Origin of the sequence: Inquilinus sp. NPDC058860 (assembly GCF_042743185.1) — a bacterium.
Taxonomy (GTDB): Bacteria; Pseudomonadota; Alphaproteobacteria; order DSM-16000; family Inquilinaceae; genus Inquilinus.
The window spans coordinates 1-25886 of record NZ_JBHYMS010000027.1 but is presented as its reverse complement, the minus strand read 5'-3'; the positions used below and the strand labels follow the sequence as shown (position 1 = coordinate 25886).

Genomic DNA, 25886 nt, shown 5'->3' with positions numbered 1-25886 from the left:
CGCAAAGACATATCCGGGAGAGACCCCATGCCCCGCTTCACCGACAAGACCGTCGTCATCACCGGCGCCAGCCGCGGCATCGGCGCCGCGATCGCCCGCCGCTTCGCCGCCGAGGGCGCCTCCGTGCTGCTGGCCGCCAACGAGCCGAGCGTCGCCGACGCCGCGGCGCGGATCGAGGCCGAAGGCGGCCGCACCGCGTCCTTCGTCGCCGACGTCACCGACCCGGCCCAGGTCGCGGCGCTCTACGACGAGGCGGAGCGGCGCTTCGGCAAGATCGACATCTCGATCCAGAACGCCGGCGTCATCACCATCGCCCGGATCGAGGACATGACCGAGGCGGAATGGGACAAGGTGCTGGCGGTCAACACCAAGGGCGTGTTCCTGTGCTGCCAGGAGGCGATCCGCCGGATCCGCAAGCACGGTCGTGGCGGTCGGCTGATCAACACCGCCTCCGGCCAGGCGCGCCAGGGCTTCGTCTTCACGCCGCACTACGCCGCCTCGAAGTTCGGCGTGGTCGGCGTGACCCAGAGCCTGGCCAAGGAGGTGGCGAAGGAGGGCATCACCGTGAACGCCTTCTGCCCCGGCATCATCGACACCGACATGTGGGCCTACAACGACGCCGCCTGGGGCAAGCTGCTGGGCGACTACAAGCCGGGCGAGCTGATGGCGGAATGGGTCCGCGGCATCCCGATGGGCCGCGCCGGCAGCGGCGAGGACGTGGCCGGGCTGGTGGCCTTCCTGGCCAGCGACGACGCCGCCTACATCACCGGCCAGACCATCAATGTCGATGGCGGCCTGATCATGTCGTGACGGGCGGAGGGCCGGGCTCCGGCTCGTCCTCCTCCGGCGCCAGCAGCTCGACGAGGGCGGCGACCCGGCCGCCCGGCAGCGGCCGGCCGTCGCCGATCATCGCCTCGTCGCTGCTGACCCAGGCCCAGGCCTGGACCAGCTCCTCCCGGGTCGCGCCGGTGCGGATGACATCGGCCACCAGCGTCTCGTCGACCGGACCGAGGATCCCCGCGACATCCTCTGCGCTCAAGGTCATCGCCGTGCTCCCATGCGGCTCATGAGGCTGTAGGGGAAACCCTCGACGTTTTCCCTCGGTTCCGACCGGGCAGCGGTTTCAATCACATCTCCGGCCAGTCATCCTCTCTCGATCCGGCGTCCCCGCCTGTGGATAGATTTCCATTCACCCCCTGTTAATGAAGGAAGAAGGTCCTCGCGGCCGTCCGGTGCGCGAGGACCCAAGGTGAGAGGAGGTGACATGGAGAGCCGTGAGCCCCCGCCCCGGGTCCTGATCGTCGAGGACGACACCTGGATCGCGGCGATGCTCGAGAGCATCGTGCTGTCCGCCGGGCTCGAGGTGGTCGGCCCGGTCAGCACGCTGCGCGAGGCGGTCCGGATCGCCAGCTCGGAGCGGCTGGACGCAGCGCTCCTGGACATCGGCCTCGGCCGCACGGAGGTCTATGCCGCCGCCGACGTGCTCGAGGAGCGCAACATCCCTTTCGCCTTCGTCACCGGCCGGTCGGAGGCGGAGATCGAGCCGCTGCATCGCGGCCGCCCGGTGTGGACCAAGCCGCTCCTGCAGCAGCAGATCGCCCGGGGGCTGAAGGACCTCATCGCGCGCCGATGAGGTCCTCAGGCTCTGAGCGCCGCCGCCAGGCGCTGCCCGTGCGGCAGGGCGGGCGGCTCGTGCAGCTCGACCCGCGCGCCCGAGGCGGTGCGGCGTTCCGCCCAGTCGGCGAGCATCTCCATGCTGGTGTGGTCGATCTGGGCCAGCCCGCCGGCATCGAGCCGCACGGTCGCGCCTGGCGGCAGCGCCTCCAGCGCGCGCAGCAGGGCCGGCAGCTGCAGGAAGGTGGCCGCCCCCTCCAGCCGCAGCTCGGCCTCGCCCGAGGGCAGGTCGCGGCGCCGGATCTTCAGCGGCATGCGGCGCAGATGCGGCAGCACCTCCAACAGCGACAGCGCCAGCCCGACCAGGACGCCGGTCAGCAGGTCGGTCGCCACCACCATGACCACGGTCGCCGCCCAGATCGCCGCCGGCAGCACGCCGTGCCGGTGCAGCAGCTCGCGCACATGCTTCAGGCTGACCAGCCGCCAGCCGGTGACCACCAGAACGCCGGCCAGCGACGCCATCGGCACCTCGCGCAACAGCCAGGGCAGCAGGGCGACGGCGGCGAGGATCCAGGCGCCGTGCAGGATCGTCGACAGCCGGGTGGCGGCGCCGGCCTGGACATTGGCCGAGCTGCGCACGATCACGCCGGTCATCGGCAGGGCGCCGGCCAGGCCGCAGAGCAGGTTGCCGACGCCCTGGGCCGACAGCTCGCGGTCGTAGTTCGTGCGCACGCCGTCATGCATCCGGTCGACCGCGGCGGCCGACAGCAGCGTCTCGGCGCTGGCGATCACCGCGATGACCAACGCCGCGGCCAGGATGCCGCTTTCGCCCAGGCGCGACAGGTCGGCCATGGTCGGCACTGAAATGCTGGCCAGGATCGCGTCGGGCACGTCCACGCGCTGGACCGGCAGCGCCAGGACCACGGCCAGGGCCGTTCCGGCGACGACGCCGACCAGGGCGCCGGGGACGAGGCGGAGCGACCGCGGCCGCAGCCTCTCCCACAGCACCATCGCCAGGATGGTGGCGCCGCCGGCCAGCACCGCCGCGGTGCCGGCGGACCATTGCAGCGGCACGAGGCCGGCCAGGGCCGCCGGGATCGCCGCCAGGTTCTGCAGACCGTCCGGCAGCGGCGCGCGGCCGAACAGCACCTGCAGCTGCGCCGCCACGATCAGCACGCCGATGCCGGCCAGCATGCCGTGCACCACGGCGGGGGAGATGGCGCGGAACCACTTGCCCAGGCGCAGCACGCCGGCGCCGAGCTGCAGCAGCCCGGCCAGCACCAGGATCGGGCCGAGCATGGCGAGACCGAAATCCTGCACCAGCTGGAAGACGATCACCGCGAGACCGGCGGCCGGGCCGCTGACCTGCAGCGGCGATCCGGCGAGCAGGCCGACGACGAGGCCGCCGATGATGCCGGTCACCAGCCCCTTCTCCGCCGGCACGCCGGAGGCGACGGCGATGCCCATGCAGAGCGGCAGGGCGACGAGGAAGACCACGATCGAGGCCGGCAGGTCGCGGGCCAGCGAGGACGGGAGGACCCTTGCCATGGCCGCCTACTCCGCCGCCAGGCGCGGCATCGGCGGCAGCGCCACCGGCAGGCCGCCGGCATCGTCGATCCGGCCGAAGCGGCCGGTAGCGCCGTCATAGGCCAGGATCTCGCCGGACCCGAGCTCGAAGAACCAGCCGTGCAGGCGCAGCTGGCCGCGGGCGACCTTGGCCGCGACCGAGGGGTGGGTGCGCAGGTGGTTCAGCTGCGCCACCACGTTCTCCAGCGCCAGCGCCCGCAGCGTCTCGTGCTCGTCGCGGCCCGGCGGATAGGCCTCGCACACCACCCGGTGGGCGGCATGGCTGTGGCGCAGCCAGGCGGCGACGTTCGGCATGTCCCGCAGCGCCTCGGGATGCAGGAGCCCCTTCATCGCGCCGCAGTCGGAATGGCCGCAGACCACGATGTCGCGGACGCCGAGCGCCACCACCGCGTATTCGATCGCCGAGGACACGCCGCCATTGGCCTGGGAGAAGGGCGGCACGATGTTGCCGGCGTTGCGGCAGCAGAAGATCTGGCCCGGGCCGCTCTGGGTGATCAGCTCCGGCACCACCCGGGAATCGGCGCAGGAGATCACCAGCGCCTGGGGCTGCTGGCCATCGGTCGCGAGTTTTTGATAGAGCGGCTGCTGCTGCGGGAACACTTCGGCGCGGAACCGCGCCATTCCGGTGAACAGGTCATCCATCCCTGGCCTCCTGTGCTTGGGCGAGAGGTCACGGATGAATAGGATGGGAAGCCTAGATTTCGCATGTGCGAACGGTTCGTGACAAAGTGTTTCAGCGCCTTGGCAGCGTCACCTCCGCGGTCAGGCCGCCGCCCGGACGGTTGACCAGGGAGAACCGGCCGCCTTCGCGCTCCACCACCTGCACGGCAATGGCCAGGCCGAGCCCGACGCCGCCGGTGGCGCGGCTGCGCGAGCCTTCGATGCGCTGGAAAGGCTGCAGCACTCGGGCCAGATCCGTTTCGGGGATGCCCGGCCCGTCATCGGAGACGGCGACCGTGATTTCGGTCTCGCTGCAACGCAGCACGACCCGCGCCGAGCCGCCATAGATCACCGCATTGTCGATCAGGTTGGCGAAGGCGCGCTTCAGCGCCAGCGGCCGGGCGTGCAGCACGGCCCGGTCCGGCCCCTGATAGGCGACGTCCTGCCCGGCATCGGCGGCAGCGTCGACCAGCGTGGTCAGCAGTGCCGCGAGGTCGACCGCGCGCGGCGGCTCCGGGTCGGTGTCGCCCTTGAGATAAGCCAGCACCGAGCCGACCATCTGCTCCATCTCGTCGAGATCGGCCTGCATCTCGGCCTGCAGCGGGTGAGCCCCCAGCAGGTCGGTGCGCAGCCGCAGCCGGCCGATCGGGGTGCGCAGGTCGTGCGACACGGCGGCCAGGGCCTGGGTCTGGTCGGCGATCAGCCGGGCCAGCCGGTCCTGCATGGCGTTGAGGGCCCGAGCCAGCCGCCGCACCTCCATCGGCCCCTCGACCGCGACCGGGACCGGCCGGCCGCGACCGATCGCATCCGCCGCCCGAACCAGCTGGCGCAACGGCGCCCCGAGCGCGCGGACCAGGAGCGGCGCCGCGATCAGCAGGCAGCTGGCCAGCAGCGCAGTGGACAGCAGGCTGCGCAGGATGTCGGGCAGGCCATGCTGCAGCCGGGTCACGTCGAAGCCGAGAATGGTGCCGTCGGCGAGGCGCAGCTCGCCCCGGACGCGATGCGGTTCCCCCTCCCCGCCGCCACGATCCAAGATCAGTCCGCGCCCGGCCAGGCCGGAATCCCGCTTCTGAAGGCGTGCTTCCAGGTCGCGCAGCCAGGGCGACGCGACGCCTCCCTCGGCGCCGGCCGAATGCCGCGACCAGCTCAGGGCAAGGTCGGCGGTGGACAGCGCCTCGGCCAATTGCGGCCGCTGCTCGGGCGGCACGCTGGACAGCGCCCGCTCGCCGATGGCGAGCCGCTCGGCCAGATGGTCGGCATGGATGTTGCCCGCCTTATAGCGCTCGGCCAGCTCCTGCAGCACCGCGGCGCCGACGAACTGCAGCAGCACGGCGGCGAGGACGAGCAGGGTGAGGCGGCCGAGCAGGCCGCGCGGCCAGACGACGCGGCGGATCACCGGTGCTCCACATCCACCGTGAACATGTAGCCGACACCGCGGATGGTGCGGATCAGGGCGCCCTCCGGGCCGCAGGATCCGAGCTTGCGGCGCAGCCGGCTGACCAGCACGTCGACGCTGCGGTCGGACGGGCTGCCGAGGCGGGAGCGCGACAGCTCCAGGAGGCGCTCGCGCCCGATCACGCGCTGCGGATGCTCCAGGAAGCTGACCAGCAGGTCGTGCTCCGCGCCCGACAGCTCGACCTCCGCCCCGCCGGGATCGGTCAGCCGCCGCCGGCGCCGGTCGAGCGCCCATCCGGCGAAGCGCAGCATCTCCCGATTGGAGCGGCCGGGGAACGGCTCCAGCGCCGTGCCCCGGCGCAACGCCGCGCGCACCCGCGCCAGCAGCTCGCGCCGGCCGAAGGGCTTGCTGATGTAGTCGTCGGCCCCGACCTCGAGCCCGACCACGCGGTCCATCTCCTCGCCGCGGGCGCTGACCATGATGATCGGCACCGGGCTCCGGGCCCGGAAGGCGCGGCAGAGGTCGAGCCCGTCGGCGCCGGGCAGCATGACGTCGAGGATCAGCAGGTCGACCGGCGCCACCTCGATCGAATCCCACATCTCGCGGCCGTCGCCGACGCCGGTGGCGCGCAGCCCGTTCTCGCGCAGGATGCGCACGATCAGGGAGCGGGTGCCGGGATCGTCCTCAACCACGAGCACATGATCCGATCGCAGGGGGGCGGAACGCAGGGAACTGGACTCGTTCATCGCGGATCCAAGGGTCCTTCGACAGCGGAAACCGGAACGCGTCCTCCCCGTCGACCGGCAAGCGCCGGCCGTCGCCGACCGCATGCGATCGGCGAGATTTTCGTTAAAATAATCGACAATGATCCAGAAGATTCACAAAGCATAGTCCGATCGGCGATAGAAGATCTATTCGGATATCTCAACGGAAATAAGGTCGCAGCCGCGCAGAGACAAAGGAAAAACTCCAAACTATTCATGATATTTCAACCCGGAAGCGTAACGATGACACGAGGCGAAGCGGCACGGCCCGCCGTCCTGGTGCGTATCAGCGCCCGGGGCGGAGCACGGCGCGGGCCACGTCGATGAAGGCGCGCAGCTTCGGCTGGTCCTGGGCCCGCCGCGGGAAGTACAGGAACAGGCCCGGCGTGCGCGGCAGGAACGGCTGCAGCACCTGCTCGAGCTGGCCGGAGGCGAGCTCGGCTGCGACGGCGATGTCGGGCACGTAGGAGAGGCCGAGCCCGGCCCGGGCGAAGGCGAACAGCAGCCCGCCATCGTTGACGATCAGGCTGCCCGGCGGGTCGACGGTGAGGGCACGGCCGTCGCGCTCGAACTCCCAGCGATAGATCGCGCCGGAGGTGGGGAAGCGGTAGCGGATCGCCTCGTGCCGGATCAGATCCTCGGGCCGCTCGGGCCGGCCGCGGGCGTCGAGATAGGCGGGGCTGCCGACCACCGACCAGGCAATGTCGCGGGTCAGCCGCACCGCCACCATGTCGCGCTCGACATATTCGCCGATGCGGATGCCGGCGTCGTAGCCGCGGGCGGTCAGGTCGACCGTGGCGTCGTCGACCGCGATCTCGACCGCGATCCGCGGATGGCTGCGCCGCAGCGCCGCCACCACCGGCTCGACCACCAGCGGCACGGCCATTTGTGGCACGGTCAGACGCAGCAGGCCCGTCGGCTCCGTCCCCATCGCCGCGGCCGCCTCGATCGCGGCGGCGATCTCCGCCGTCGCCGGCCCGACCCGCGCCAGCAACGCGGCGCCGGCCTCGGTCAGGCCCACCCGCCGCGTGGTGCGGACGAAGAGGAGCGTCCCCAGCCGGGCCTCCAGCGCCTTCACCGCCTGGCTGACCGCCGCCGGCGACACGCCCAGCCGCGCCGCCGCCCCGGTGAATCCGCCGGCCTCGGCCACGGCGAGGAAGGCGGACAGGCCGGTGAAGGGATCGGGCGGAGACATGCGTCGATTATAAATTCGAACTTAAAAGCTTACAAAGTCAGCGCCGATTTTTCGAGATAATCGCAACCGGTAGCCTCCCCTGCACAACTAGGGAGGCGACCATGGAGAACCACTTCGATCCGACGGCATTGCCGCGCCGCACCGTCCTGGCCGGCGCGATCGTCGCCGGCGGGGTCGCGCTTCCGGGCGCGGCATCGGCCGCCGAGGCGCCGGGTGTGCTGGCCGGCAAGGTGGCGATCGTCACCGGCGGCACCTCCGGCATCGGCGCCACCACCGTGGCCGCCCTGGCGAAGGCCGGAGCCAAGGTCGCGTTCAACGGCCGGCGCGAGGCGCTGGGCAAGGACGTCGAGGCGCGCATCCGCTGGGAAGGCGGCGACGTCGTCTACACCCGCGCCGATGTCCGCGATGCGGCGCAGATGGAGCGCTTCGTCGCCGAGACGGTGGCGCGCTGGGGCCGGCTGGATATCGCCTTCAACAATGCCGGCATCGACCTGCCGCCGGCGCCGATCGCCGACACCGACATCGCCGGCTTCGACGACCAGGTCGCGACCAACCTCCGCGGCGTCTTCGTGGCGATGAAATACGAGCTGCCGCATCTGGCACGGGCCAGGGGCGCGATGATCAACATGGCGTCGATCGGCGGCCGCCACGCCTTCCCGAACATCGTTGCCTATGGCGCCACCAAGGCCGCGGTGATCCACATGACCCGCGCCGCGGCCCAGGAATACGGCCGCGACGTGCGCATCAACGCCCTGGCCCCCGGCGCCATCGAGACGCCGATGCTGGAGCGGGTGCGGCGAGACTGGAAGGTGACGACCGAGCAGTTGGTCGCGCCCTATCCGATGCGCCGGGCCGGCACGCCCGAGGAGGTCGCGGCCGTGGTGGTGTTCCTGGCCAGCGCCGCCGCCTCCTATGTCAGCGGCCACGTCATCGGCATCGACGGCGGCGATCTGGCGTGAGGCAGAGCGGTGGTCGCCCTTTTGAGTCCCCCCTCCCGCAAGGGGAGGGGGGACTAAGAAAAAAACCCGGTTCAGTCTCTGCCCTCAATTCTGCCAACCCGCATACCAGAACTCCGGATACGCCTGGGCGATCGCCGCCGGCTCCAGCGCCGGGACGTAGGGCCGGCCGTGCTTGCGGGTGATGGCGGCGAGCTCGGCCAGGCGGCCGGCCGCGTCCTTCTGCGCCGCCGCCTTCTTCGCCGGGTCGTGGGTCGAGGCGGCGTCGCGCCAGATCGAGCGGCCGGCGAGGAAGCCCGAGGCGCCGGCCTTGCAGGCGATCTCCACCTGGGTGCGGAAATCGGCATAGCCGACGCCGGCCGACAGGATCACCCAGGGCACCGAGATGCCGCCATCGAGCCGCCGGCAGGCGTCGAGCGCCGCGGCCCTGCCCTCCTCCGTGCTCACATCGCCCGGGAACTCGACCTTCAGCATGTCGACGCCGTAGCCGTTCGCCTCATGCGCCGAGGCGACGATGCCTTCGATCCGCTTCGCCTTCCAGGCGGCGCTGGACGGGTCCTCGCCCGGCAGCGGATACCAGATCGGCTCCACCACCAGCGGCAGCGACAGGCTGGCGCATTCGGCGACGAGATCGCGCACCACCTGGCGCTGATGGTCGGCCACCGCGCTCTCTGGCCGGTAGAACCACAGCAGCTTGCAGGTGTCGACGCCCATCGCCTTCATCTTGCGGGTGCCCCAGCCGGCGCGGAACCGGGTCTCGCGCGCCGCGGCGGCGCCGTTGTAGCCCTCGTCCTCGATGCTGGCCATCAGCCCGACCGAGCCCGGCAGGGCGCGCGATGCCAGCGCCGGCGCCAGGCCGTAGCGCGGGTCGAGCAGGAAGGCGCTGACCTCGGGCGACAACGCCCGCACCAGCTCGATCTTGGCCGCGATCGTCATGGCGTAGTCGACCGTGTCGGGGTCCGGCGCCAGCAGCTCCTGGAAATCCGACAGGTGGTCGAGCGCGCAGATCACGAAGAAGCCGTCGGCCGAGGTGACGCGCTGCAGGCTGCGGATCTTGCCGGGGTCGCGGGCGGCGGGCAGGGAAACCATCGTTGAGTCCTCTTCTACGGATGTCAGGGTGGACAGGATCCCGGGCGGCTGGCCGAGCATGAGCAGGCAGCCGGCCAGGAAGGTGTCGCCGAGGCCGATCGTGGCCGCGGGGCGTTCGATGTAGGGGGCGGCGCAGGCGACCATGGCCCAGCCGTCGCGGTGGTCCCAGACCGGGAAGGGCAGCGGGGGAAATACGGCGCCGGGCGGGATGCCGTCCGGATTGGCCGGGACGCCGGCCGCGGCGCGGGTGGCGGCCAGCAGGCAGCCGGCCATCAGCGCCTCCAGCTCCGCCATCGGATCGCCGCGGGTCGCCGCCAGCGCCCAGCCATCGGCATGGATGCAGACGCGGGTGAGGCCGAAACGGTCGCCGAGGGCGCGGGCCTTGGCGCCGGGATCGCCGGGGCCGGGCGACAGCGCCTCCAGCTCCGACAGGCTGAGGCCGAAGGAGGTGGCGTGCGGCGTCAGCCCCGCGACCACCCGGTCGCGCAGCGCCGCGCGCGGATAGTCGCCGAGCTCGTGATGGATCAGCCCGAGCCCGGCCGCCCGCCAGCCATCGGCGAGGTCGGTGGCGGAGCGGATGGCGGCGTCGACCGCCTCCGGCGGCAGGCCGTTGAAGCCGGACAGGATCCCCGCCCCGGCCTCCGGTGCGAGGCCGATGCTGGCGCGCCAAAAGTCCGGGTCGTGGTCCAGCGCCTCGTCGGCGAAGCGCACGATGGTGCGGGAGGAGCGCCGCGGCATCGCCGGCCCGACCGGGGTGCCGGCGGTGAACTCGAAGATGACATGCGCCGGCTTGCCGCCGCCGCCCGGCCGTGCCTCGTGGGCGGAAACGATGCGATCGCCCTCCGCCAGCCGCACTCCGGGATGCAGCAGGCCCAGCTGGGCCGGGGTGCGATCGCCGAGGGCCAGCAGCGCCGGCGCGCCCAAGAGGGCCAGCGCCTGCGCCGCCTGGGCGCCGGTGCCGCCGAGGCCGGGGGCGGAGGTCAGATGCCGGTCGATCCAGGCGGGCCCGTCCGGCCAGTCGACCAGGATCTCGCCGCCGATCCCCTCCGCGGCGCGGTGCAGCAGCTGCGCCGCCAGCATTGCGGCGGGGGAGCCGGGTTCGGCGGCCAGCACCGGCCAGGCCCGGTGCAGCGGGATACAGGCGTCGATGCAGGTGGTCAGGCCGCACAGGGTCGGCGGGGCCGTGGCGGCGAGGTGCGGCAGCCGGACGGAGAGGTCGCGATAGCGCTGCTCCCACCTCATTCCTTGACCGCCCCCTGGGTCAGCCCGGCGATGATGTGGCGCTGGAAGGTCAGCACCAGCAGCACCAGCGGCACGGTCACCACCACCGAGGCGGCGGCGATGTCGCCCCAGGGCACGTAGTAGAGGTTGGTGAAGTTGGCGATGCCGACCGGCACCGTCTGCGTGCCGATGTCGGAGGTGAAGGCCAGCGCGAACATGAACTCGTTCCACGCCGCGATGAAACCGAGGAGGCCGGTGGTCACCACCCCGGGCAGCGACATCGGCAGGGTGACGCGGAACAGGATGGTCAGCGGCCCGGCGCCATCCATCCGCGCGGCATCGTCGATCTCGCGCGGGATGCTGTGGAAGTAGCCGAACAGCACCCAGATCACGAGCGGCAGGCCGAGCGCGACATAGACCACGACCAGCACCGTGTAGGTGTCGAGCAGGTCCATCGACGCGGCGAGCAGGTACAGCGGCGCGACGATCGCGATCTGCGGGAACATCGAGATCGACAGGATCAGCCCGAGGATGCCGAAGCGGCCCTTGATGTCGAGCCGCGCCAGGGCGAAGGCGGCCAGCGCGCCGAGCACCAGGCAGAAGAGGGTCGTCGCCCCGGCCACGATCACCGAGTTCAGCAGGTAGAGCTGGAACTGCTTGACCGTGAAGATGTTGACGAAATGCGCGAGCGTGGCCGGGATCGGCAGCCAGCTCGGCGTCTCGGCCACCAGCGCCTTGTCCTCCTGCAGCGAGGTCGAGAGCTGCCACAGGAACGGCCCGGCCGACCAGGCGACGATGAACAGGGCGCCGGCATGCAGCAGCACGCCGCGCCAGAGCCAGACCGGCAGGCCGAGCAGCCGGCCGCGCATGGCGGAGAGCGGCGTCATCGCTCGGTCTCCCGCAGCTTGCGGATCAGCACGGCGCCGAACACCCCGGCGATCAGCACCTCGGTCGCGAACATCGCCGCGGCCATGGCCGAGCCGTAGCCGAACTGCAGCGTCGAGAAGAGCGTCTTGTAGGTCAGGGTCGACAGCGTCTCGGTCGAATCCGCGGGGCCGCCGCCGGTCAGCACATAGACCAGGTCGAAGATGCGGAAGGCGTCGAGCGCCCGGAACATCGCCGCGATCAGCAGCGTCGGCATCAGGAGCGGCAGCCGCACCCGCCAGAAGGTCGCCCACGGGCCGGCGCCGTCGACCAGCGCCGCCTCGGACAGCGAGCGCGGGATCGTCTGCAGCCCGGCCAGCAGCAGGAGCGCCATGAACGGCGTGGTCTTCCAGACGTCGGCGATGATGATGGTCAGCAGCGCCGTGTCGGTCGACCCGTACCAGTTGATGTTCTGGTCGGTCAGCCCGGTGGCGCGCAGCAGGTAATTGACGATGCCGTTCTGGCCGTCGAACAGCCAGCCGAACATCTTCGAGGTGACGACGGTCGGGATCGCCCAGGGGATCAGCATCGCCGCCCGCACCAGGCCGCGGCCGATGAACCATTCGTAGAGGATCAGCGCCATGCCGAGGCCGAGCACGGTCTCCGCCAGGGTCGAGGCGACGGTGAACTCGACCGTGTGCGCCCAGGCGTTCCAGAAGGTCGGGTCGGCGATCAGGTCCCGGTAGTTGCTCAGGCCGAGGAAGGCGTCGTCGGGCGCGGCCAGCGAGGTGTCGCGCAGCGACAGCCACAGGCCGAGCCCGACGGGATAGACCGAGACCGCGGCCAGGGCCCCCGCCGCCGGCAGCAGCAGGAGCAGGGCCGGGACCCGGACCGGCCCGAGGCGTCCCGGGCCGGCGATGCGATGCGCGAGGGAGCCGGTCATCGCCATGCCGGTCAGACCCCGACGATGGCGTCGATCCGGGACCGGGCAGCCTCCAGCGCGCCCTTGACGTCGCCGCCGGCCAGCGCCTTCGACACCTCCGACTGCAGCACCAGCGAGACCTGCGGGTATTTCGGCGTCACCGGCCGCGGCGTGGCGCCGAGGAACACCGGCTTCAGCTGCGCCATGAAGGGCTGGGCCTTGGCCAGCTCCGGATGGTCGAACACCGCCTGCCGGGTCGGCGCCAGGCCGAGCTGCAGGGCGAAGCGCAGCTGGGTGTCGGGCGAGGACATCCAGCGCACGAAGTCGAGCGCCGCCTCCTTGTGTTTGGACGAGGCGTTGACGCCGTACTGGTAGCCGCCGAGCGAGGCGGCGCTGGACTTGCCGGGGAAATGCGGCAGCGGGGCGACGCCGACCTTGCCGACGACGCTGGATTCGCCGGCATCCTGCGAGATGCCGTAGACATAGGACCAGTTGCGCAGGAATACCGCCTGGCCCGCGGTGAAGGGCCGGCGCGACGGCTCCTCGTCCCAGCTCAGGAGGTCGGGCGGGCTGATCTTGTGGGTGGCGATGGTGTCGTGCATGAACTGCACCGCTTCCACCGCCGCCGGGTCGGCGATGCGCACGGTCCTGCCGTCGGCGTCGAGGATGGCGCCGCCGTTCGAGCCGGTGAAGGAGACGAGGTCGCAGACCAGCACCTCGGCCTGCTTGCCCTGCCACAGGAAGCCCAGCCTGGCCTGGCCGGCGCCGGTGATCTTCTGGGCCGTCTCGACCAGCTCGGGCCAGGTCTCCGGCACCTTGGCGCCGGCGGCCTCCAGCAGGTCGCGCCGGTAGTACAGCATGCCGGAATCGACGAACCAGGGCAGCGCCACCAGCTTGCCCTGCCATTTGCAGCCGGCGACCAGACCGGGAAAATAGGCGCCGATCTCACTGGCGTCGATATGCTCGTCGAGCGGCAGCGACCAGCCGGCGGCGGCGAATTCGGCGATCCAGATGATGTCCTGGGTGAACACGTCCGGCGCGCCGTTGCGGCGGGCCAGCTGCTGCACCAGCGCCTGGTGCACCTCGGTCGAGGCGCTGGGCGGCGGCAGCTCGCGATAGGTCACATGGACCTTGTCCTGCGACGCGTTGTAGGCGTCGACCAGCTGCGCGATCGTCTCCTTGCCGAAGAACTTGGCGCTGGCGAAGGTGATCTCGGTCGCCGCGCGGGCCGGCCGCGACCGGCCCAGGATCGGGGCCGCGGCCCCTGCCCCCAGCGCCACCCCGGACAGCTTCAGAAGATCACGCCGGAACAGACCGCCGGACTGCGTCCGGCCAGGGATCTTGGTCATTCCTCCCTCCCATTGATGGAAACGGGAATCTGGCGCTGTTTTGTGCGTGTTTGTGCGCCTATTTCGATATAGGGCCGCAACCATCTGGCAGAGTCAAGCGAGTTGTCTTAGAGTTTGTGCGGTTTTCTGCGAGGAATCATGACGTCAATCGACCAGGCCGCCGATGCGGCCCTGCCCGCCCGGCGGCGCAACGAGCTGCTGCGCCTGGCCCGGACCCGGGGCCAGGTGACCGTGGCGGAGCTGACGGGCCTGTTCGCGGTCTCGGCGGACACGATCCGGCGCGACCTCGATTTCCTGGAGGCCCGCGGCCTCTTGACCCGGACCCATGGCGGCGCCGTGCCGGTCGACGGGCTGGTCGGGCGCGACGCGCCCTACGTCCAGCGCATGAATGTGCAGATCGACGCGAAACGGCGCATCGCGCGGGCCGCCGCCAGCCTGATCGGCGACGGCGAGACGCTGATCGTCAATGGCGGGTCGACCACGCGGCTGTTCGCGGCCGAGCTCATGGGCCGGAGGAACCTGACCATCGTCACCAACAATCTCGAGCTGCCGCTGGCCGTGCCGGCGCAGGCGGTGCGCGACGTCTATGTCCTCGGCGGCCAGTTCCGGCGGGAATCGCATGTCACCATGGGCCCGCTCGGCTTCGCCGGCGCCGGCGGCATCACCGCCGACACGGCGGTGCTCGGGGTCGGCGGCCTGTCGGCCTCAGCCGGCCTCTCGACCACGCTGCTGGAGGATGCCGGGCTGATCGCCGCGATGATGGCGGCGGCGCGCCGGACGATCATCCTGGCCGACGCCAGCAAGTTCGGCCACGCCTCCTTCGCCCATATCGCGCCGCTGGACCGGGCGCATGTGCTGGTGACCGACCAGCCGCCGCCCCAGGACATCGCCGAGCTGCTGGAGCGCGCCCAGGTCGACGTGGTGGTGGCGGGGTGAGGCTTACAGCGTCCCGGGGATCGGCTCCCAGCCCTGCGCGCCCGGGCGGAACTGGGGGATGTGGCCGAGCGCCGTGACCAGGGCGGCGTCGGCGCCCAGCACCGGCTCCCAGTCATGCGCCTCGGTCAGGATCACGCCGATGCCGGCGACCTCGGCGCCGGCGGCGCGCACCAGCGCCAGCGACCCGGCCAGGCTGGAGCCGGTCGCCACCACGTCGTCCACCACCACGACCCGCTTCCCGGCCAGGAGCGGCACCGCGGCGCGGTCCAGCAGCAGCCGCTGCTCGCCCTTGGAGGTGATCGAGGTGATGCTCTGCACCAGCGCGTCGCCGAGATGGATCTTGGGCGACTTCTGCAGGATGACGTAGCGGTCGAGGCCGAGATGACGGCTGACCTCGATCGCGACCGGGATGCCGAGGGTGGCGGCGCCGACGACGACATCCGGCTTCAGGGGAGCCAGCCGTTCCGCCAAAGCGCGGCCGATATGGGCGCCGAAGGCGACGCCGGCATCGATCACCATCAGCAGCGAGATGGCGAAATCCGGCTTGATCGGCACGATCGGCAGATCGACGGGCAGCCCCGCCACATCGACGCGCCAGGTCGGCATGGTCTGCTCCGTCACGTCCTGTGCTCTCCGTTCCCGGCGGCCGGCAGCCGCTCCTCCACCAGCACCCCGACCCGGCGCCAGCTCGTGCGCCGCACCGCCGGGTCGAAGCCGTAGACCGACAGCGAGGTCGCGATCGCCTGGGCCATGCGGATGCTCTGCACCAGCAGCGGCACGCCGCGGGCCAGACCATAGCGCAGCCGGGTCCACAGCGGCACGTCGTCCAGCTCCATGCCGCGGGCGCGCTGGGCCTCGCCGATGCGCTCGAACTCGTCGCGCAGCATCGGGATCAGGCCGAAGATCAGGGCCAACACCAGCGTCGCCATGGAAGGCAGGCGCAGCGCGCTGGCCGCGGCCAGGATCGAGCCGGGGCTCGACGTTTCCATGACGAAGAAGAAGGCGCCGGTCGTCGCCACCAGACGCGCCGCCATGCGCAGCGCCGTGGCCGCGGCCTCGGCCGGCGGCGCACCCTGCAGCCAGAGATTGAGCAGCCAGGTGGCGAAGACCAGGGCGAACAGGATCGCGGCGCCCTTCAGATAGCCACGCAGACCCGGCAGCCGCAGCGCCAGCAGCACGGCCAGGACGGTGGCCATCAGCAGCAGCGCCGGCAGCGGCGTGCCGACGATCCAGGCGGCGGCGGTGACGGCGGCGGCCGCCAGCAGCTTGAGGAAGAAGTTCAGCCGCAGCAGCAGGCTCATGCCACCGCCTCCGCCGGCGCGGGCAGCGGCGCCGGCCAGCCCAGCGCGACGAAGGCGGCGGAGCGCCAGCCGGCCTCCGGCGGCCCGTCATGGCGGATCCTGCCGCCATCCATGACCAGCAGCCGGTCGGCCACGTCGTCGACCAGATCGAGGTCATGCGAGACCAGCAGCGCGGCGCCGCCGCGGCCGCGCAGATCGTCGAGGAAGCGGTCGAGCAGCGCCCGGCCGGCGAGGTCCCGCGCCAGCAGCGGTTCGTCGAGGATCACCAGCTCCGCCTCCGCCGCCGCGGCGCAGGCCAGGCCCAGCACCGCCTGCTCGCGCGCCGACAGGGCGAAGGGGCTGTCCCCGGCCCGGCGGTCGAGGCCGAAGCGCATCAGCGCCGCCTGCGCCTTGGCGCGGACATCGGCAGCGCCGACCGCGCGCGGATTCCCGGAAACGGCGAAGGCGGCTTCGTCCAGCACGGTCAGGTTGAACAGGATGCGCCGGACGTTCTGCGGCACGTGGGCGATGCGGCGGGCGCGCCGGGCGACGGTCCAGCCGCCGGCGTCCTCGCCACCCAGCACGATGCGCCCGGCCGTGAGCGGCGACAGGCCCAGGATCGACTGGAACAGCGTGGTCTTGCCGGTTCCGTTCGGCCCGATCAGCCCGGCCACCTCGCCGGCACGGACGGCCAGGTCGACGCCGTCCAGCACCGGCCGGCCGTCGCCGCGGCGCAGGCGGCTGACCAGGCCGGTGGCCTCGACCAGGGTCCGGCCGGTCCCGGCGCCCCGGCGGCGGCTTCCGGCCCGGCGCCGCAGCGGCAGCAGCCCGTGGTCGAGCCACAGCCGGTCGTCGGCCGCGGCCTCGGCGATCGGCCGGGGCGTGCCCGCGGCGCCATCCTTCTGCAGCAGCACGGCATCGGCGACCGTGGCCAGCGCGCCGGCATCCTGTTCCGCCGCCAGCAGCATGGGCAGATCCCGGCCGAGCCGGCCGAGCAGCCCGGCCAGGCGCTGCCGCGCCGCGGGATCGAGGCCGGTGGTCGGCTCGTCCAGCACCAGCAGCTCCGGCCCCGTCGCCAGCGCCGCGGCCAGGGCGACCATGCGCCGCTCGCCGCCGGACAGGGTCAGCACCCGGCGGCCGAGCAGCGGCTCGATCGACAGGGCCGAGACCAGCTGCAGCACCCGGTTCCGCACCCGCAGGGCCGGCAGGCCGCGGCTTTCCAGCGGGAAGGCGATCAGGTCCTCGACCCCGAGGTCCCAGAGCTGGTCGTCGAGGTTCTGGAACACGATACCGACGCGGCGGAACAGCTCGGTCCGCGGCAGGCCGCCCAACTCGGCCCCGCCGAGGCGGACGGAGCCGGCCAGGAGCGGCGGCCGGGACAGCTTCGGGATCACCCCGGCGGCGGCGGCCAGCAGCGTCGACTTGCCGGAGCCGTTGGCGCCGCACAGCAGCAGGCGCCCGCCGGGTTCGATCCGGAACGAGGTGGGCAGGATGGCGGGCTTCGCCGGGGCGAAGCCCACGCTCAGCGCTTCGATCTCGAGCACGGTCCGGCGCGGATCCTCAGAACCGGGTGATGCCGGCGGTCAGGCCCGACCCGGCCAGGATCTTCAGCGCCGGCTTCACCAGCAGCGGCGTGCCGATGATCATCGGCACGATGTCCGACAGGCCAAGATACAGCAGCCCCCACCAGAACGGGAAGATGCCGAGGAAGGCCAGGCTGGCCGCCACCGCGGCCACCATCGCCAAGCCGACGACGAGGCAGGTGGCGGCGATCTTCGCCAGGCCCGCGGTGTCGATCGGCTTGCGGGCCGGGTCGAACAGCAGGCCGGGCACGGCGCCGGTCAGCCCGACCATGATGCCGTCGACGATCAGCGTGTGGGCCGGGATGAAGGTGCCGGCCAGCAGCGACCAGACCAGCGACCCGACATAGCCGCAGATGAAGCCGCTGCGGAACCCGAACAGGATGCCGACCAGCGGCGGCAGGAAGGCGAAGATGCGCCACTGGATGACGCCGGGCACCAGCTGGATCGGGTTGGCGTAGCACCACAGGACGCCGGTGGCGACGCCGGCGACCAGCGCCAGCACGATCGGAAACAGGATGTTGCGTTCGGTCTTGACGGTGGTGATGTCGGTCATGGCGGGACCTCGCTTTCGTCTCAAATTCGAAGCAAGGCCTGTGCCAGCCGCAAAGAGGCCGGGAACGGCCGGATCCGTCCTCCGGCCCGGCATCCGGCGGGGCACGCTGCACAAATTCTGGTCAGCCGGCGCAGGCGACCGTCGGGCGCAGCGGCGAGGCCAGGGCCAGCTCGGGCCGGATGCAGGCGCTGAGATGGCCGTCGCCGACTGCCTGCAGCGGCGGCGGGATCTCGGCGCAGGCCGGCAGGGCGTAGCGGCAGCGGGTGCGGAAGGCGCAGCCGGAGGGTGGCGACAGCGGGCTGGGCAGCTCGCCCTTCAAGAGGATGCGCGGGCGGCGCAGCGTCGGGTCCGGGATCGGCGCGGCCGACAGCAGCGCCTCGGTGTAGGGGTGGCGCGGCGTCCCGAACAGCGCCCGGGCCGGGGCGATCTCGACGATCCGGCCGAGATACATCACCGCCACCCGGTCGCAGATCTGGCCGACCACCGCCAGGTCATGGCTGATGAACAGGATGGTCAGGTCCAGCCGGCGCTTCACCTCCATCAGGAGGTTGATGATCTGGGCCTGGACCGAGACGTCGAGGGCGGAGACCGGCTCGTCCGCCACCAGCAGCCGCGGCTCGGTCACCAGCGCCCGGGCGATGCCGATGCGCTGGCGCTGGCCGCCGGAGAATTCGTGCGGGAAGCGCTCGGCATGGCCGGCGGACAGGCCGACCGTCTCCAGCGCCGCCGCCACCCTCGCGGCCCGCTCCGCCGGGGGCGCGGCCTTCTGCACCCGGAGCGGCATGGCGACGATGCGGCCGACGGTCATGCGCGGGTTCAGCGACGCCGCCGGGTCCTGGAACAGGAACTGCAGCCGTGGCCGGATCGGCTTCAGCTGCCGGCGTCCGAGATCAGTGATGTCGGTGCCCTCGAACAGCACCCGCCCGCCGGTCGGCCGCATCAGCCGCAAGAGGGTGCGGCCCAGCGTGCTCTTGCCCGAGCCGGATTCGCCGACCAGGCCCAGCACCTCGCCCTGCCGCACGGTGAAGGAGACGCGGTCGACCGCGCGGACCTGCAGCAGTTCGCGCCCGAACAGCGAGCCGCCGACCGCGAAGGACTTGCTGAGCTCCTGCAGCTCGAGGATGGGAGGCGGTGTCGTCATGTCACGCCCCTGCCTCGATCTCGCGCCACCGAAGGCAGCGCACCACCCGGCCATCGGCCTCCTCCAGCGCCGGCACCGCGGCGTCGCAGGCACCCGGGCGGGCATGACCGCAGCGCGGGTGGAAGGAGCAGCCGGGCGGCAGGCGGCCGGGGTCCGGGACGCCTCCGGGAATGGCCGGCAGGACCCCGCCGCCGAAATCCAGCCGATCGATCCGCGGCACCGAGCGCAGCAGCCCCTGGGTGTAGGGCATGCGCGGCCGCTGCAGCAGCCCGACGGCGTCGCCGCGCTCGACGATCCGTCCGGCATACATGACCATGACGCTGTCCGCGATCTCGGCCACCACGCCGAGATTGTGGGTGACGAAGACGATCGCCATACCGGTCTTGGCCTGCAGCGACTTCAAGAGGTCGATGATCCCGGCCTGGACGGTGACGTCGAGCGCCGTGGTCGGCTCGTCGGCGATCAGCAGGCTGGGGTCGCAGGCCAGCGCCATGGCGATCATGACGCGCTGGCGCATGCCGCCCGACAGGTGGTGCGGCCAGGCGGCCAGGCGCCGCCGCGGCTCCGGGATGCCGACCAGCTCCAGCAGCTCCTCGGCCCGGGCCAGGGCTTCCCGCCGGCCGAGGCCGCGGTGGAAGGTCACCGCCTCGGCGATCTGGTCGCCGATCCGGTGCACCGGGTTCAGCGAGGTCATCGGCTCCTGGAAGATCATCGCGATCTCGTCGCCGCGCACCGCGCGCATCGCCTCGGCGTCGAGCTGCAGCAGGTCGCGGCTGCGGCCGTCGCGCCCGGTGAAGCGGACCGACCCGGCGATGGTGCAGCGCGGCGCCGGCGGCAGCAGCCGCAGCACGGCCAGGCTGGTGACGCTCTTGCCCGAGCCGGATTCGCCGACCAGCGCCAGCGTCTCGCCGCGGCGGACGGAGAAGGAGACGTCGTTGACCACCGTCACCGCCCCGCCTTCGCCGCGGAAGGTGACGGCGAGGTCCTGGACCTCGAGGATCGGGGCGTCCGTCATCACGACTCCAGCCGGGCGTCCAGCGCGTCGCGCAGCCCGTCGCCGATGAAGTTGAAGCTGGTCACCGCCAGGGTGATGGCGAAGCCCGGCACCAGGGCCAGCCAGGGCGCCGAGGTCAGGTACTGCTGGGCGTTGTTCAGCATGTTGCCCCAGCTCGCCGTCGGCGGCTGGATGCCGTAGCCGAGGAAGCTGATATAGGCCTCCATCAGGATGGCCCGGGCGACGGTCAGGGTGGCGGCGACCACGATCGGGCCGACGGCATTGCGCAGCAGCTCGTCGACCATGATGCGGGCGTCGGACGCGCCCATCATCTCCGCCGCCAGGGTGAAGTCGCGCTCGCGCAGGGTACGGATCTGGCTTTCGACCACGCGCGCCACCTCCATCCAGCTGGTCGCGGCGATGATCAGGGTGATCATGATGGGATCGGGCTTCAGCAGCGCCGCCAGCGTCAGCAGCAGGAAGACGGCGGGGAAGCACAGCATGGCGTCGACCAGCCGCATCAGCACCGCCCCGACCGCCCGGCCGTAATAGCCGGCCACCACGCCGATCGCCGAGCCGATGATCGTGCTGATCACCATCGCCGCGAAGGCGACGGAGAGGGAGATGCGGCCGGCCATCAGCAGCCGGGCGCAGAGGTCGCGGCCCAGCGGGTCGGTGCCGAACAGGTGCCACCCGGTCAGGGGCGGCGCGAAGCGGGCGCGCATGTCGATGCGCAAATCGTCGAAGGGCAGCAGCCACGGCCCGGCGACGCAGGCCAGCACCAAGAGCAGGATGCAGGCGACGCCGAACATCGCCAGCCGGTGCCGGCGGAAGCGGCGCCAGCCGCGGTTCCCGGTGCTGCGGGCGGTCTCGGCGGCGGCGGTGGGATCGGCGGCGGCCAGGGTCATCGTCCCCTCCCCTCAGTCGAGCCGGATGCGCGGGTCGGCGACCGCGCAGAGGATGTCGGCCAGCAGGTTGCCGAGCAGCACCAGCAGAGCCGAGACCATCAGGATCCCCATCACCACCGGGTAGTCGCGGTAGCCGAGGGAATCGAGGAACAGCCGGCCCATGCCCGGCCAGGTGAACACCGTCTCGGTCACCAGCGCGCCGCCCAGCAGAGTCGGCAGCTCCAGCCCCGCCAGGGTGATCATCGGCAGCAGCGCGTTGCGCAGCGCGTGGCGGATCAGCACCCGCTTCTCCGGCAGGCCCTTGGCGCGGGCGGTGCGGATGTAGTCCTGGTTGATCACGTCGATCATCGAGGCGCGCATGTACCGGCTCCAGATCGCCACCTCGACCAGCGCCAGCACCAGGGCGGGCGCGATCAGGTGGTGCAGGAAATCCAGCAGCGACCCGTCGCCGACCGTGTACATGTTGCCGGCCGGCAGCCATTGCAGGCGCACCGAGAAGACGTAGATCACGACCAGGCCGAACCAGAAGGTCGGGATCGACAGGGCGACCATGGCGCCGACCGTCGCCAGCATGTCGGCGAAGGAGTAGCGCCGGACCGCGCCCATCACGCCGATCCAGACGCCGAGCAGCACCGCGATCAGGATCGCCGTCGCCATCAGCTCGAGCGTGGCGAACAGGTGCGAGCCGATGACGTCCAGCACCGGCGACTGGTCGCGGTAGGACCGCCCCCAGTCGCCGGTCAGCAGCCGGCTGGCCCATTCCCAGTATTGCAGCGGCAGGGAGCGGTCGAGGCCCATCTCATGGGCGATCTCGGCCAGCCGCGCCTGCGTCATGCCCGGGACCAGGGCGAATTGCGACAGCGGGCCGCCCGGGGTCAGGTGCAGCACGGCGAAGCCGATCATCGACACGAGCCAGAGCAGCAGCAGGCTCTGCAGCGCGCGGCCGAACAGGAATTGCGCCATGGTCGGGCCTCCTCTGTCTCCGGGCGGCCGGCTCCCTCAGCTCGCCCAGTACCAGGTGCGGGCGTTCCAGCAGTTCTCCGGGACGTTGACGTTGGAGGTGAAGCCGGTCAGCCCCTTCTTCACGCCCTGGACCATGGCGTATTGGAAGATCGGCAGGTAAGGCAGGTCGCGGCGCGTGATCTCCTGCATCTTCAGATAGGCTTCCTTGCGCTTGGCGATATCGACCGTCGCGGCGCCTTCGGCCAGAAGACGATCGACATCCGCGCTCTCGTACTGCGTCGTGTTCTGGCCGCCCCCGCCCTTGGCGCCGATCGCGCGGCTGGAGAAATAGTCGGTCGCATCCGGGTCGGGGCCGATCATGAAGGCGATGCCGACCATCGCCGTCTCGAACTTCGACGCCATCCAGTAGTCGCCCCACATCACCGCCGGCGGCAGGTTGTTGATGGTCATCTTGACGCCGATGTCGAGCCAGTTCTGCTGCAGCAGCTGCTGCGCCTGCTCGCGGACGTGATTGCCGGCGGTGGTCGAGTTGACGAATTCGAGCCGCACGCCGTTCTTCTCGCGGATGCCGTCGCCGCCCGGGGCCCAGCCGGCCGTGTCCAGGATCTGCTTCGCCTTGTCGGGATCGTAGCTCTGCTTCGGCAGATCCGGGTTGTGGGCCCAGGATTCCTTCGGCAGGTAGGATTCCGAGGGCGTGGGCAAGCCGTAGTAGATGCTGTCGATGATGCTCTGCTTGTCCATCCCGTAATAGAGGGCCTCGCGCACCGCCGGGTCCTGGAACACCGGCAGCCCCAGGTTGAAGGCGATGTTCTCGATGGTCGCCCGCGCCACCGGCATGACGTCGCGCTCCGCCAGGCCTTTGGCCTCCTCGTAGTGGTCGGCGGTGATGCCCTGCAGGCCGATATAGTCGATGTCGCCGGTGTTGAACTGGGTGTAGAGGACGGTCAGGTCCGGGATGTACTTGATGACCAGCCGTTCCAGATGCGGGCCGTCCAGGTGGTATCCCTCATGCGCGGCCAGGGCGATGTGGTCGCCCGGCACCCGCTCGACCCATTTGAACGGCCCGGTGCCGACCGGCTTGGTGGCGAAGGCCGAAGCGTTGGGGTCGGCCTCCTTCTCCAGCAGATGCTTCGGCACGATAAAGGTCCAGGACAGGATCGCCTGATAGGGGGCGTAGGGCTTCTCCAGCCGCCAGGTCAGCTCGGTCGGGCTCACCACCTTGAGGTCGCGGACCAGCTCGTGCCCCGCCCGTCGGCCGGCGCGGAACTTCGGGTTGTTGATCAGATCGATGCTGAACTTGACGTCCTCGGCCGTGAACGGCGTGCCGTCATGCCACTTGACGTTGTCGCGCAGCTTGATGCGCCAGGTCAGCCCGTCGGCCGAGAGCCCGCCGTTCTCCACGGTCGGCACCTCGGCCGCCAGATCGGGGACGAAATTGCCCTGCGGATCGACCTGCCACAACGGGCTGAACAGGTTGGCATAGACGCCGTCATCGACCTCGATGTGCAGCATCAGCGGGTTGAACACCGTCGGCTCCTGCGACAGGCCGACGATGGCTTGACCGGTCGGCTTGGCCGGTGGCCCGGCGGCCCGTGCGGCCTTGACCCAGCCCTGGCCGGGGCCGAGCCAGACCGCCGTGCCGGCGGCGAGCCCCGCGGCCAGCAGGCGGCGGCGCGAAGTCTGGGCGAATGGTAGATTCTTGCGTTCGTCGGTCATGGTGAAGCTCCCCTATTCGTTGCCTCCAAGGCCCGGCGGGGGCGGGTCTGCGCCCGTCTCCCCGCCAAGCCGTCTCACACCCCGGCCATAGGCCGGGGTCTCGATCCGTCACTGAAGCGCGAGAAGCGGAAATCCTTCGGGTCGACGATCGGGCGGGCGCCGGTGGCGAGATCGGCGGCCAGATGCCCGGCGCCGGGGCCGATGCCGAAGCCGTGGCCGGAGAATCCCGTCGCCACGACGAGGCCCGGCACCGCCTCAACCGTCGAAATCACCGGCACCGCGTCGGGCGTGACGTCGATCAGCCCGGCCCATTCCTGCACCACCTGCGCCCCGGCGAAGGCCGGGAACTGCTTGGCGAGATCGATCATGGCCTGGCGGTTGGCCTGGCGGTCCGGCGCGGGGTCCAGCACCCGCGCCTTCTCATAGGGCGAGGGCCGGTCCAGCGGCACCGGCGCCGCTTCCCGCCATTCCTGCAGGAACCGGTCGTCGAGGCGGAGCTTCAGCGACGACCATTCCATGCGCAGCGCCGGCAGGAAGTCGTTGAAGAAGCGGAAGCTGTCCGGCACCAGCGGCGCGATGTTGGAGTTGCCGTTGGCGATGGTGTAGCCGCCGTCATGGCGCTTGCGCAGCGCGAACTCCTTCGACCACATCGCCGTCTCCGGTGCCCCCTCCAACGGCGCCGTCCGCTGCACGCTGGCCCGGACCTTGAGCTGCGGCAGCCGGAGGCCGAGATCCTTCAGGAAGCGCCGCGACCAGGCGCCGCCGGCCACGATCACCGTGTCGCAGGCGATGCGGCCGCGTTCCGTGACCACGCCGGCGATGCGCCCGCCGGCCCGGTCGACGCCGCGCACGGCGCAGTCGGTCAGGATCGCGGCGCCGGCCCGCCGCGCGGCGCGGGCGATGGCGGGGGCGGCGCGCTGCGGCTCCGCCCGCCCGTCGGAGGCGGAGTACAGCGCCGCCTTCCAGCGGCCGCCGGCGCCGGGCATCAGCCGGTCGAACTCGGCCGGCGTGATCAGCCGGGCATCGAGCTGGTAGGGCCGCGCATGCTCCAGCCAGGCCTCGTATTCGGCGATCTCCTGGTCGGTCTCGACCGCGAACAGGATGCCGCTCTGGCGGAAGCCGGTCTCGGCCTCCACCGTCTGGTTCATGCTCTCCCACAGCCGCATGCTCTCGATGATCAGCGGGATCTCCCGCGGATCGCGCCGGGTCTTGCGGCACCAGCCCCAGTTGCGGCTCGACTGCTCGCCGGCGATGTGTCCCTTCTCGCACAGCGCCACCGAGACGCCGCGCTGCGCCAGGGCCAAAGCGGCGCTGGTGCCGATGATGCCGCCGCCGACGACGACCACGTCGGCCCGCTGCGGCAGGGCACCATCCGGCTCGACGCTGTCGACCTGCGGCCCCATCACCAGTTCTCCTCCAGGGTCGAGTTGATCGGGATCTCGGCGATGCTCGCCGTGTCCGGCAGGTCCAGCAGGAAGGCGACGATCCGCGCCACGTCCTGCGGCTGGGTCATGCCTTCCGGTGGCCGGTTGGTGAGCTCCGCGGCCATGTCGGTGGCGACGAAGCCTGGGCAGACCGCGGTGGCGCGCACGCCCTCGTTCCAGCCGGCATGGCGGATGGCATGGGTCATCGCCAGCGCCGCGAACTTGCTGACGGCGTAGAGGCCGGAGGTCGCCGATTTCACCCGCTTGCCCGACAGCGAGGCGATGGTGACGACGCGGCCATGGCCGGAGGCGACGAGATGCGGCCAGGCGGCCCGCACCAGCCGCAGCGGCGACTTGACGTTGACCTGGATCAGGTCGTCCAGGTCGGCGTCGTCGGCCGCGATCACCGTCTTCGGGATCATGATGCCGGCATTGGCGATGACGGCATCGATGCGGCCGAACCGCGCGGCCGTGGCCTCGACCCAGAGCCGCTCGGAGGCTGGATCGCGGGCGTCGAAGCGGTGGACCAGGGCGCCTTCGGGAGGGGCCAGCCGCGCCGGGTCGCGGGCGCCGAGGCTGAGCCGCCAGCCGGCGCGGGCCAAAGCTGTCGCGATCTCGGCGCCGATGCCACGGCCGGCGCCGGAGATCATGGCGACGCGGGCGTCAGTCATGGCGGCCTCCGTCAGTGCCGGCGGTCAGACACTCCCGTCCCTCAGCCAAAGCCAAACGAGTCCCCCCTCCCCTCGCGGGAGGGGGATAGGGGGAGGGGGT

Annotated in this window: 25 protein-coding genes; 4 read left to right on the top strand and 21 right to left on the bottom strand. The window is 71.5% G+C overall.

Translation table 11 applies throughout. The annotated features are described in order from the left end of the window. Positions 1-27: 27 nt before the first annotated feature. On the top strand, positions 28-810 hold the full coding sequence (locus ACFW16_RS19265) for an SDR family oxidoreductase (protein ID WP_380307919.1): 783 nt from the start codon (positions 28-30) through the stop codon (positions 808-810). Here the strand turns inward: ACFW16_RS19265 and ACFW16_RS19260 are convergent. After that, positions 800-1045 (bottom strand): hypothetical protein, encoded by a 246-nt coding sequence (locus tag ACFW16_RS19260; protein ID WP_380307917.1) that lies wholly within the window; start codon positions 1043-1045, stop codon positions 800-802. The two genes, ACFW16_RS19265 and ACFW16_RS19260, sit on opposite strands and share 11 nt — an antisense overlap. Before the next feature lie 219 nt (positions 1046-1264). Here ACFW16_RS19260 and ACFW16_RS19255 point away from each other — a divergent pair, with 219 nt between their 5' ends. After that, entirely contained in the window at positions 1265-1633 is a 369-nt protein-coding gene (locus ACFW16_RS19255; protein WP_380307915.1) for a response regulator, read from the top strand. 5 nt (positions 1634-1638) lie between these two features. Here the strand turns inward: ACFW16_RS19255 and ACFW16_RS19250 are convergent, their stop codons facing one another. From ACFW16_RS19250 to ACFW16_RS19230, 5 genes are all read right to left on the bottom strand, one after another. Then, the gene (locus ACFW16_RS19250) at positions 1639-3162 is read right to left on the bottom strand and encodes a SulP family inorganic anion transporter (protein WP_380307913.1); all 1524 of its coding nucleotides are present in this window, start codon (positions 3160-3162) and stop codon (positions 1639-1641) included. Positions 3163-3168: 6 nt separating this feature from the next. After that, positions 3169-3843, bottom strand: a complete 675-nt coding sequence (locus ACFW16_RS19245) for a carbonic anhydrase (RefSeq protein WP_380307911.1) — start codon at positions 3841-3843, stop codon at positions 3169-3171. A 91-nt stretch (positions 3844-3934) separates the two neighbouring features. Next, the gene (locus tag ACFW16_RS19240; protein ID WP_380307909.1) at positions 3935-5257 is read right to left on the bottom strand and encodes an ATP-binding protein; all 1323 of its coding nucleotides are present in this window, start codon (positions 5255-5257) and stop codon (positions 3935-3937) included. Next, positions 5254-6003, bottom strand: coding sequence for a response regulator transcription factor (locus tag ACFW16_RS19235; protein ID WP_380307907.1), 750 nt, complete (start codon positions 6001-6003; stop codon positions 5254-5256). The genes ACFW16_RS19240 and ACFW16_RS19235 overlap by 4 nt, the downstream gene beginning before the upstream one ends. A 304-nt stretch (positions 6004-6307) precedes the next feature. After that, positions 6308-7216: a LysR family transcriptional regulator gene (locus tag ACFW16_RS19230; protein ID WP_380307905.1), complete on the bottom strand. Its 909-nt coding sequence runs from the start codon at positions 7214-7216 to the stop codon at positions 6308-6310. 101 nt (positions 7217-7317) lie between these two features. Between ACFW16_RS19230 and ACFW16_RS19225 the strand changes: the two genes are divergently transcribed. After that, positions 7318-8175 carry an SDR family NAD(P)-dependent oxidoreductase gene (locus ACFW16_RS19225; protein WP_380307903.1) on the top strand — a complete coding sequence of 286 codons (858 nt, stop codon included), beginning with the start codon at positions 7318-7320 and terminating at the stop codon, positions 8173-8175. 84 nt (positions 8176-8259) lie between these two features. Here ACFW16_RS19225 and ACFW16_RS19220 read toward each other — a convergent pair whose 3' ends face one another. The 4 genes from ACFW16_RS19220 to ACFW16_RS19205 are packed head-to-tail and all read right to left on the bottom strand — an operon-like array spanning position 8260 to position 13617. Continuing rightward, positions 8260-10503: a tagatose 1,6-diphosphate aldolase gene (locus ACFW16_RS19220; protein WP_380307901.1), complete on the bottom strand. Its 2244-nt coding sequence runs from the start codon at positions 10501-10503 to the stop codon at positions 8260-8262. Beyond that, on the bottom strand, positions 10500-11369 hold the full coding sequence (locus ACFW16_RS19215) for a carbohydrate ABC transporter permease (RefSeq protein ID WP_380307899.1): 870 nt from the start codon (positions 11367-11369) through the stop codon (positions 10500-10502). The genes ACFW16_RS19220 and ACFW16_RS19215 overlap by 4 nt, the downstream gene beginning before the upstream one ends. Then, a complete protein-coding gene (locus ACFW16_RS19210; protein ID WP_380307897.1) occupies positions 11366-12289 on the bottom strand; it encodes a carbohydrate ABC transporter permease in 924 nt (307 codons plus the stop codon). Before ACFW16_RS19210 ends, ACFW16_RS19215 begins: the two co-directional genes overlap by 4 nt. Before the next feature lie 11 nt (positions 12290-12300). Next, positions 12301-13617 (bottom strand): ABC transporter substrate-binding protein, encoded by a 1317-nt coding sequence (locus ACFW16_RS19205; RefSeq protein WP_380307895.1) that lies wholly within the window; start codon positions 13615-13617, stop codon positions 12301-12303. A 138-nt stretch (positions 13618-13755) separates the two neighbouring features. Between ACFW16_RS19205 and ACFW16_RS19200 the strand changes: the two genes are divergently transcribed. Beyond that, complete coding sequence (locus ACFW16_RS19200) at positions 13756-14553, top strand: DeoR/GlpR family DNA-binding transcription regulator (protein WP_380307893.1); 798 nt, start codon at positions 13756-13758, stop codon at positions 14551-14553. A 3-nt stretch (positions 14554-14556) separates the two neighbouring features. On the opposite strand, the gene ACFW16_RS19195 is transcribed toward ACFW16_RS19200, so the two are convergent. The 11 genes from ACFW16_RS19195 to ACFW16_RS19145 form a co-directional block, all read right to left on the bottom strand. Beyond that, a complete protein-coding gene (locus tag ACFW16_RS19195) occupies positions 14557-15174 on the bottom strand; it encodes a phosphoribosyltransferase family protein (protein WP_380307891.1) in 618 nt (205 codons plus the stop codon). Then, positions 15171-15854, bottom strand: a complete 684-nt coding sequence (locus ACFW16_RS19190; RefSeq protein WP_380307889.1) for an energy-coupling factor transporter transmembrane component T family protein — start codon at positions 15852-15854, stop codon at positions 15171-15173. Before ACFW16_RS19190 ends, ACFW16_RS19195 begins: the two co-directional genes overlap by 4 nt. Beyond that, on the bottom strand, positions 15851-17377 hold the full coding sequence (locus ACFW16_RS19185) for an ABC transporter ATP-binding protein (protein WP_380307887.1): 1527 nt from the start codon (positions 17375-17377) through the stop codon (positions 15851-15853). Before ACFW16_RS19185 ends, ACFW16_RS19190 begins: the two co-directional genes overlap by 4 nt. A 16-nt stretch (positions 17378-17393) precedes the next feature. Further along, positions 17394-17969: a hypothetical protein gene (locus tag ACFW16_RS19180; RefSeq protein ID WP_380307885.1), complete on the bottom strand. Its 576-nt coding sequence runs from the start codon at positions 17967-17969 to the stop codon at positions 17394-17396. 121 nt (positions 17970-18090) lie between these two features. Continuing rightward, positions 18091-19110: an ABC transporter ATP-binding protein gene (locus ACFW16_RS19175; RefSeq protein WP_380307883.1), complete on the bottom strand. Its 1020-nt coding sequence runs from the start codon at positions 19108-19110 to the stop codon at positions 18091-18093. 1 nt (position 19111) lies between these two features. After that, on the bottom strand, positions 19112-20125 hold the full coding sequence (locus ACFW16_RS19170; protein WP_380307881.1) for an ABC transporter ATP-binding protein: 1014 nt from the start codon (positions 20123-20125) through the stop codon (positions 19112-19114). Next, the gene (locus ACFW16_RS19165) at positions 20125-21012 is read right to left on the bottom strand and encodes an ABC transporter permease (RefSeq protein WP_380307879.1); all 888 of its coding nucleotides are present in this window, start codon (positions 21010-21012) and stop codon (positions 20125-20127) included. Before ACFW16_RS19165 ends, ACFW16_RS19170 begins: the two co-directional genes overlap by 1 nt. A 12-nt stretch (positions 21013-21024) precedes the next feature. Further along, on the bottom strand, positions 21025-21975 hold the full coding sequence (locus ACFW16_RS19160; RefSeq protein ID WP_380307877.1) for an ABC transporter permease: 951 nt from the start codon (positions 21973-21975) through the stop codon (positions 21025-21027). Between the two features lie 36 nt (positions 21976-22011). Continuing rightward, positions 22012-23691 carry a peptide ABC transporter substrate-binding protein gene (locus ACFW16_RS19155; protein ID WP_380307875.1) on the bottom strand — a complete coding sequence of 560 codons (1680 nt, stop codon included), beginning with the start codon at positions 23689-23691 and terminating at the stop codon, positions 22012-22014. A 74-nt stretch (positions 23692-23765) separates the two neighbouring features. Then, a complete protein-coding gene (locus tag ACFW16_RS19150) occupies positions 23766-25094 on the bottom strand; it encodes an NAD(P)/FAD-dependent oxidoreductase (protein ID WP_380307873.1) in 1329 nt (442 codons plus the stop codon). Further along, the gene (locus tag ACFW16_RS19145; protein ID WP_380307871.1) at positions 25094-25786 is read right to left on the bottom strand and encodes an SDR family NAD(P)-dependent oxidoreductase; all 693 of its coding nucleotides are present in this window, start codon (positions 25784-25786) and stop codon (positions 25094-25096) included. The genes ACFW16_RS19150 and ACFW16_RS19145 overlap by 1 nt, the downstream gene beginning before the upstream one ends. Positions 25787-25886: the final 100 nt, after the last annotated feature.

Bases quoted from the DNA above. Each gene is read 5' to 3' on its own strand.
- ACFW16_RS19265 (WP_380307919.1), top strand. From the start codon at position 28: ATGCCCCGCTTCACCGACAAGACCGTCGTCATCACCGGCGCCAGCCGC.
- ACFW16_RS19260 (WP_380307917.1), bottom strand. From the start codon at position 1,045: ATGACCTTGAGCGCAGAGGATGTCGCGGGGATCCTCGGTCCGGTCGAC.
- ACFW16_RS19255 (WP_380307915.1), top strand. From the start codon at position 1,265: ATGGAGAGCCGTGAGCCCCCGCCCCGGGTCCTGATCGTCGAGGACGAC.
- ACFW16_RS19250 (WP_380307913.1), bottom strand. From the start codon at position 3,162: ATGGCAAGGGTCCTCCCGTCCTCGCTGGCCCGCGACCTGCCGGCCTCG.
- ACFW16_RS19245 (WP_380307911.1), bottom strand. From the start codon at position 3,843: ATGGATGACCTGTTCACCGGAATGGCGCGGTTCCGCGCCGAAGTGTTC.
- ACFW16_RS19235 (WP_380307907.1), bottom strand. From the start codon at position 6,003: ATGAACGAGTCCAGTTCCCTGCGTTCCGCCCCCCTGCGATCGGATCAT.
- ACFW16_RS19230 (WP_380307905.1), bottom strand. From the start codon at position 7,216: ATGTCTCCGCCCGATCCCTTCACCGGCCTGTCCGCCTTCCTCGCCGTG.
- ACFW16_RS19225 (WP_380307903.1), top strand. From the start codon at position 7,318: ATGGAGAACCACTTCGATCCGACGGCATTGCCGCGCCGCACCGTCCTG.
- ACFW16_RS19220 (WP_380307901.1), bottom strand. From the start codon at position 10,503: ATGAGGTGGGAGCAGCGCTATCGCGACCTCTCCGTCCGGCTGCCGCAC.
- ACFW16_RS19215 (WP_380307899.1), bottom strand. From the start codon at position 11,369: ATGACGCCGCTCTCCGCCATGCGCGGCCGGCTGCTCGGCCTGCCGGTC.
- ACFW16_RS19210 (WP_380307897.1), bottom strand. From the start codon at position 12,289: ATGACCGGCTCCCTCGCGCATCGCATCGCCGGCCCGGGACGCCTCGGG.
- ACFW16_RS19205 (WP_380307895.1), bottom strand. From the start codon at position 13,617: ATGACCAAGATCCCTGGCCGGACGCAGTCCGGCGGTCTGTTCCGGCGT.
- ACFW16_RS19200 (WP_380307893.1), top strand. From the start codon at position 13,756: ATGACGTCAATCGACCAGGCCGCCGATGCGGCCCTGCCCGCCCGGCGG.
- ACFW16_RS19190 (WP_380307889.1), bottom strand. From the start codon at position 15,854: ATGAGCCTGCTGCTGCGGCTGAACTTCTTCCTCAAGCTGCTGGCGGCC.
- ACFW16_RS19180 (WP_380307885.1), bottom strand. From the start codon at position 17,969: ATGACCGACATCACCACCGTCAAGACCGAACGCAACATCCTGTTTCCG.
- ACFW16_RS19175 (WP_380307883.1), bottom strand. From the start codon at position 19,110: ATGACGACACCGCCTCCCATCCTCGAGCTGCAGGAGCTCAGCAAGTCC.
- ACFW16_RS19170 (WP_380307881.1), bottom strand. From the start codon at position 20,125: ATGACGGACGCCCCGATCCTCGAGGTCCAGGACCTCGCCGTCACCTTC.
- ACFW16_RS19165 (WP_380307879.1), bottom strand. From the start codon at position 21,012: ATGACCCTGGCCGCCGCCGATCCCACCGCCGCCGCCGAGACCGCCCGC.
- ACFW16_RS19160 (WP_380307877.1), bottom strand. From the start codon at position 21,975: ATGGCGCAATTCCTGTTCGGCCGCGCGCTGCAGAGCCTGCTGCTGCTC.
- ACFW16_RS19155 (WP_380307875.1), bottom strand. From the start codon at position 23,691: ATGACCGACGAACGCAAGAATCTACCATTCGCCCAGACTTCGCGCCGC.
- ACFW16_RS19150 (WP_380307873.1), bottom strand. From the start codon at position 25,094: ATGGGGCCGCAGGTCGACAGCGTCGAGCCGGATGGTGCCCTGCCGCAG.
- ACFW16_RS19145 (WP_380307871.1), bottom strand. From the start codon at position 25,786: ATGACTGACGCCCGCGTCGCCATGATCTCCGGCGCCGGCCGTGGCATC.